Origin of the sequence: Pseudomonas sp. 6D_7.1_Bac1, assembly GCF_025465945.1 — a bacterium.
Classification (GTDB): domain Bacteria; phylum Pseudomonadota; class Gammaproteobacteria; order Pseudomonadales; family Pseudomonadaceae; genus Aquipseudomonas.
Map to the genome: position 1 here is coordinate 25,642 of NZ_JANLNW010000083.1, position 6,323 is coordinate 31,964.

The 6,323-nt window shown below is 56.6% G+C and carries 8 protein-coding genes; 2 read left to right on the forward strand and 6 right to left on the reverse strand.

Annotation, left to right across the window (positions count from 1 at the left end; translation table 11 throughout):
• Positions 1–30: 30 nt before the first annotated feature.
• Entirely contained in the window at positions 31–1,218 is a 1,188-nt protein-coding gene (gene glp, locus NTD87_RS26625; RefSeq protein ID WP_410017527.1) for a gephyrin-like molybdotransferase Glp, read from the reverse strand.
• 22 nt (positions 1,219–1,240) lie between these two features.
• Positions 1,241–1,780 (reverse strand): molybdenum cofactor biosynthesis protein B, encoded by a 540-nt coding sequence (gene moaB, locus NTD87_RS26630; RefSeq protein ID WP_054596381.1) that lies wholly within the window; start codon positions 1,778–1,780, stop codon positions 1,241–1,243.
• An 81-nt stretch (positions 1,781–1,861) separates the two neighbouring features.
• Between moaB and mobA the strand changes: the two genes are divergently transcribed.
• Together mobA and NTD87_RS26640 are read left to right on the forward strand one after the other, a co-directional pair.
• A complete protein-coding gene (gene mobA / locus NTD87_RS26635) occupies positions 1,862–2,464 on the forward strand; it encodes a molybdenum cofactor guanylyltransferase MobA (RefSeq protein ID WP_262117162.1) in 603 nt (200 codons plus the stop codon).
• Positions 2,465–2,541: 77 nt separating this feature from the next.
• Complete coding sequence (locus tag NTD87_RS26640) at positions 2,542–2,763, forward strand: YgdI/YgdR family lipoprotein (RefSeq protein ID WP_262117163.1); 222 nt, start codon at positions 2,542–2,544, stop codon at positions 2,761–2,763.
• Positions 2,764–2,870: 107 nt separating this feature from the next.
• Here the strand turns inward: NTD87_RS26640 and NTD87_RS26645 are convergent, their stop codons facing one another.
• From NTD87_RS26645 to NTD87_RS26660, 4 genes are all read right to left on the reverse strand, one after another.
• Complete coding sequence (locus tag NTD87_RS26645; protein WP_262117164.1) at positions 2,871–3,761, reverse strand: pseudouridine synthase; 891 nt, start codon at positions 3,759–3,761, stop codon at positions 2,871–2,873.
• A 93-nt stretch (positions 3,762–3,854) separates the two neighbouring features.
• The gene (locus NTD87_RS26650; RefSeq protein WP_123428899.1) at positions 3,855–4,175 is read right to left on the reverse strand and encodes a transcriptional regulator; all 321 of its coding nucleotides are present in this window, start codon (positions 4,173–4,175) and stop codon (positions 3,855–3,857) included.
• Positions 4,176–4,297: 122 nt separating this feature from the next.
• Positions 4,298–4,534: a glutaredoxin family protein gene (locus NTD87_RS26655; protein WP_262117165.1), complete on the reverse strand. Its 237-nt coding sequence runs from the start codon at positions 4,532–4,534 to the stop codon at positions 4,298–4,300.
• Between the two features lie 175 nt (positions 4,535–4,709).
• The gene (locus NTD87_RS26660) at positions 4,710–5,918 is read right to left on the reverse strand and encodes an ammonium transporter (protein ID WP_262117166.1); all 1,209 of its coding nucleotides are present in this window, start codon (positions 5,916–5,918) and stop codon (positions 4,710–4,712) included.
• Between the last annotated feature and the right edge of the window lie 405 nt (positions 5,919–6,323).

Sequence of the window (6,323 nt, forward strand, 5' to 3'; positions counted from 1 at the left end):
TACCGGGCCGGGCTAGGCCGTAGCGCGGGCTTAGCCCAGCACTTCACTCAGCGGAATGAAATTCACCCAGTCACCTTCAACCAAGGTGCGCTCTTCCAGCACTTCAACCAGCCCCTCAGCCCAGGCTGCACTGCGCAAAACACCCGAACTCTGGTTTTTGTAGATGATTGCCCGCCCATGCTCCAGACGACCGCGCAGGTATTCCCGGCGATTGCCGGGTTTGGACCAGACGAATCCTGCCGGAACCTGAAACTGCAAAGGGCGAACCTCTCTCACGCCTTGACGACGCAACAGATAGGGACGTGCCAACAAGGCGAAGGTCACCAGTGTCGATGCAGGATTGCCAGGCAACCCAATCACCGGCACACCTCGAAAATGCCCAAACGTCAGTGGTTTCCCTGGCTTGATGGCCAACTTCCACAACGCCAGTTCGCCCTCTTCACGCAGCGCAATACCCAGAAAGTCCGCCTCGCCTACCGATACACCGCCGGTAGAAAGGATCAGGTCGACACTCCCCAATTCGGCGAGACGATTGCGAGTGGCCTGCAAATCGTCCGGCAGGATCCCGGCATCGATCACTTCGCAGCCTAAACGCTGCAACCAGCTGCACAGCAATACCCGATTGCTGTTGTAGATCTGCCCTGGGCCAAGGGCCTGTCCAGGCTCGATCAGTTCGTCCCCGGTGGACAACACCGCAACCCGCACCTTGCGCACGACTTCAAGTACCGCGCACCCCAGTGAGGCCGCCAAACCCTGCTCAATAGGACCCAAGCGCGTACCGGCGACCAACACCTGCTCACCCACCGTAGTTTCCTGACCTCGCGGGCGAATGTTTTGCCCTGCGTGCATCGGCTCGGTAAAACGTACCCGTTGGTCCGTCTGAACCTCGGCGTTTTCCTGCATTTCAACGCAATCGGCACCCGCCGGCACCGGCGCGCCGGTGAAGATCCGTGCACAGGTACCCGGCGCCAATGGTTCCGGGTCTTGCCCGGCAAAGATCTTCTGGCTGACCACCAGGGGTTCGCCGGTCCAATCGGCCAGGCACAAGGCATAACCGTCCATGGCGCTGTTGGGCCATGGAGGCAGATCAAGGGTCGACACCAGATCCTCGGCAAGAACACGGCCCTGGGTCGCAGCCAACGGCAATCGCTCGCGCTCAAGGATTGGCGACGCCTCAGCCATTTCCAGCAAGCGTGCCAGCGCCACTTCGACGGGCATCAAACTGCCCGTCTTGCCCGGCTTACCCGCGGGATTCACAGGGTGCCGCCTGTTTCAAGTGAGCGACGAAGTTGCACGGGCGATGCCGCGAATCCAGTTGCTCCGCGAGAATCCCGTCCCAACCGGTTCGCACAGCGTTGGTGGATCCTGGCAGACAGCAGACCAGCGTGCCATTGGCCAACCCTGCCAACGCACGGGATTGAACCGTCGAGGTGCCAATGTCCGCGACCGATATCTGCCGAAACAACTCACCAAATCCGTCGACCTGCTTATCCAGCAGGCAACTGACGGCTTCCGGTGTACTGTCACGACCGGTAAAACCCGTACCGCCGGTAATCAGCACCACTTGCACGACGTCGTCAGCGATCCAGGTCGCGACTTGCGCACGAATTTTGTAGAGGTCATCTTTAAGCAAAATACGTGCGGCCAGGTTATGTCCAGCGGCGCTCAGGCGGTCAACGAAGACCTGTCCCGAGGTATCGGTTTCCAGCGTACGGGTATCACTGACAGTCAACACCGCAATGTTCAGCGGGGCGAAAGGTACATCAGCCTTGGCTTTCATAGGCTCGTCCAGTTGTAGGAGAAACAGCCCGGTGTTATATCACAGCGCCTCATTTTTTCACCGCACCTCTGGAGATCTGCCATGACCTCGAACAACCCTTTGCCGCCCTGCTCCATCCTGCTCCTGGCGGGAGGACGTGGCCAGCGCATGGGTGGTCAGGACAAGGGACTTCTGGTGTGGCAAGGCCTGCCATTGATTGCTCATCTGCACCGCCAGACTCGAGGTTTAAGCGATGACCTCATCATTTCCTGCAACCGTAATCTGGAAAAATACGCGCCTTACGCCGACCAGTTGGTCCATGACGACAACAGTGACTTCCCGGGCCCGCTGGCAGGGATCCGCGCCGGGTTGGCGGCGGCTCGACATCCTCACCTGATGGTACTGCCCTGTGACGTACCGCGCATTGATGCCGAACTGCTCACGGCCATGCGAGAAACCGCCCGCGAGCAGCCGGACAAACCCTTGATGCTGCGCCAGGGCGAGCACTGGGAACCGTTGCTGTGCATTATCCCTGTGGCGCTGGCAGGCGAATTTGAAAAGGCCTGGAACGACGGCGAGCGCAGCCCTGGACGCATCATGCGTAACCTCGGTGCCGTCGCGCTGCAATGCCCCGAAAACGACCGACGTCTGGCTAACTTGAATACACCCGAGCTGTTAAGCCTTCATAACAGCGTGTCAGAATGACCCTAACCATGGAACTTGAGCGCCATGCATACCTCTCAAGTTCTGCAATGAAAAAAATTCATAGTCGGAGACACCACATGACGCAACGAACCCTCGCCACTTTAATGCTCGCACTGGGCCTCGCTACCCTCGCCGGTTGCTCATCGCCTGCGGTGATCACCTTGAATGACGGTCGCGAAATCCAGTCGGTCGACACGCCTGAATTCGATTCCAAGTCGGGCTTTTACGAATTCGAGCAGTTGGATGGCAAGAAAACCCGCGTCAACAAAGATCAGGTTCGTACCGTTCAAGACCTGTAAGCCTCACGGCAACAGTCGCTCAACGATAAAGCCCGCCAAGTGCGGGCTTTGTTGTTTCTGGCAACAGCAGATCGCCACTCACCGGAAGCGTTGCTTGAGCTATGGACTCACCACTGCAGGGTGATTTCGCTTTCAAAACTCCGCTCCAGCCCCGACACCGGATCGATAAAGCGTAACCCCTTGGCCAGCAGCTTCAATGGATTGGCGTAATCATCTTCAACGTCTTTCAACGCGTCGGGATAAAACGGGTCATTGCAAATACTCGCCCCCAACGCCGTCATGTGAACCCTTAACTGGTGTTTTTTGCCAGTCACCGGATACAGCGCATAACGCCAGAGATCGGCGTTTTTCTCTATGACCTCAATCGCGGTCTCGGTATTGCTCGCACCGGGGCCCTCTTGCATGCGAAAGAAGGGTTCGCCATCGACCAGACGGCTTTTATGCACCCGCGGAAACGACAACTCAGGCAAAGCGCGGGCAATTGCCTCGTAGTGTTTGTCGATCTGCCGTGTCGGAAACAGTGACTGATACGCCGAACGACTCTGGGGATTGGCAGAAAACAGCACGAGCCCTGCCGTGTGCCGGTCGATACGGTGCAAGGGCACCAGATGCGGGTTATCCAGGCGACGGATCAAACGCCGCAGCAGCGTCTGTTCGACGTACTCGCCCGCCGGGGTAACCGGCAAAAAGTGTGGCTTGTCCGCGACCACCAGGTGCTCATCGGCATACAGAATCGTCTCGAGCACCGGGATTGTTTTTTCGTCAGGGACTTCCCGAAAATAGTGGATCCGCAAACCTTCCTTGTAAGGCAGGTCAACGGCAATCGCATGACCTTGCCCATCCAGGACACGACCACGGGCGATCCTGTCCAGCCATTGCTCGCGACCAATGGCGCTGAAGTGCTCGCACAGACAATCGAGTACGGTCAACCAGGCGCCCGGCGGCAGGTATAGCGTACTGGCCTGATTCTGAGCGGCGGAAAAAGATGAGGTGGACATACGAAAGCTCTGGCCGTTAATGCAAGTGCGCATTATCCAACAAGGACCTGAACGAACCTAGGAGAGATTCCGCGTGAGCGCCCCTCATGAATGTCACGCGGTAAGCGACTCTCGCTGTGCCGCCGCTTCGGTAAACTCCTTCAGCCAGCGCAATACGTCGACAGCCTCCCAGCGACCAGGATCATAAAGGGCGTACAACAGCCCTTGATAACCCACGACATCCAGTTGACGGTGATAACCCGCGCGCTGAAACAAGGCTTCGATTTCAGCGAAGCAGGTGTTGAAGTGCAACTTGTTGAAGGGTGTTTTCCCTTCGGTAACCAGGCCATCCAGACGCAACTCCAGCACCGCCTCCTGTACTACATCAGCCGACATCCGGTTCACGCTGGCTTTCAACTGTTCAACATTGACCATACTACGTCCCTCTAATGCGAATAGCTGTATGCACATACAGTAGACGAATATTCGGGGTTACGCCAATGCATTACCTGGGGATCACGACAGGCGGAATGACTGCCGCTGAAAACGAGAAGGGGTCAGCGCAAGAATGCCACCACCTGTTCGGCGTCGAAGGGCCACCCCAGTTCGGCACCCGTATCAACGCGACGCAGAACCGGAATGCGCAAACCATAGGCTTCAAACAGGGCTTCGCTGTCTGCAATGTCGACCAGTTCCAGCAACAAACCGTGCTCGACCAGCGGCATCAGCTCCGCTTCAGCGAGTTCACAGAGATGGCAACCAAGGGTGCCGAACAACTGGCATTCAGGAGGCATGACGAACAGACCGACAAGGATTGGGTGATTATTCTAGGCCCGGGATGAAAAGTCGTCGAGCGACAGGGCCATTCGTGACGACAACCGAGTTGAACAGTCTGGCAAAACCCTGATGCAAATCATTGGCCTCAGTTGCCGCCTTCCTGCGCGAGCTCGGTCGCTCAGCTAAAGGCAATCAATCCTGGCTGACCGCGCCGATCTTGTGAATCGACAGATCCGCCCCGTAATACTCTTCTTCCTGGCTCAGGCGCAGCCCATGGAACAGCTTGATCGCGCCATACACCGCAAAGCCTCCGATCAATGCCACGGCCACACCGAGCGCGGTGCCGATCAACTGACTGATCAGGCTCACCCCGCCGAAGCCACCCAATGCGCTCTGACCGAAAATCCCACAGGCAATCCCGCCCCAAACGCCACAAAGACCGTGCAACGGCCAGACGCCGAGTACATCGTCGATCTTCCATTGGCTTTGCGCCGCGATGAAACACCAGACGAACAAGGCGCCGGCAATGGCTCCGGTTACCAGGGCGCCAACCGGGTGCATCAGGTCAGAGCCCGCGCAGATCGCCACCAACCCGGCCAGTGGGCCGTTATGCAGGAACCCCGGGTCGTTACGACCGACAATCAACGCTGCCACCGTGCCGCCGACCATTGCCATCAACGAGTTGACCGCCACCAGACCGCTGACGCCTTGCAAGGTTTGTGCGCTCATCACGTTAAAACCGAACCATCCGACGATGAGAATCCACGAACCCAATGCCAGAAACGGAATGCTCGACGGCGCAAACGCCACCAGACGCCCGTCGCGATAACGACCATTGCGTGGTCCGAGTAACAAAATCGCCGCCAGCGCCAGCCAACCGCCCATGGCGTGCACTACCACAGAACCTGCGAAATCATGGAAACCGGCACCAAAACGCGCCAACAGCCAGGCTTGCAGACCAAAGTTTCCGTTCCAGACTATGCCCTCAAAAAACGGGTAGATAAATGCCACGATCAACGCCGTCGCGCACAACTGCGGAGCGAATCGGGCACGCTCGGCAATCCCCCCGGAAATGATCGCCGGAATGGCCGCGGCAAAGGTCAGCAGGAAGAAAAACTTCACCAGGCTATAACCGTGATCAGCGCTGATCACCGCCGCCGGTTGCATGAAATTGACGCCATAGGAAATCCAGTAGCCTATAAAGAAGTAGGCCAGCGTCGAAATGGCAAAGTCACTGAGGATCTTCGATAAAGCGTTGACCTGGTTTTTTTGCCGAACCGTGCCGACTTCCAGAAAAGCAAAACCGGCATGCATGGCCAGAACCATGACAGCGCCGATCAGAATGAACAGCGTATTGGAGCTATGGACCAGGCTGTCCACAGCACTTTGCAAATTTTCCATGGAGTTGGCAGACCTTAAAGTCGCAAAAGCACCAAAGCAGTTCACCGAGCCAATGTGCGCACCAAATTGACACCAGTCTTGGCATCGATTCTTTTTCCGGCGAACCGTTTTGGCGCAAAAAACTCATTGAGGTCAATCGTTGCTCGGGTGTTTGCGCGCGTTTCTATTATTTGGGTTAAGGTTTTCGCGAAGCACGCCCTGTTTCAGTACAACAGCACTGGCTGACGCACCACGACATAGCAAAAGCTGTACCAGGCATTAGGGGGCGTTGGGGGTTTTTTTTTAAACCCCCCCGGGGCCCCCAAATATAAAAAAGCCCACAACACACAAAAAAACCCAAAGACAAACAAAATAAAAAAAAAAAAAAAAAAAAATAAAAAAAAAAAAAAAAAAAAAAAAAAAAAA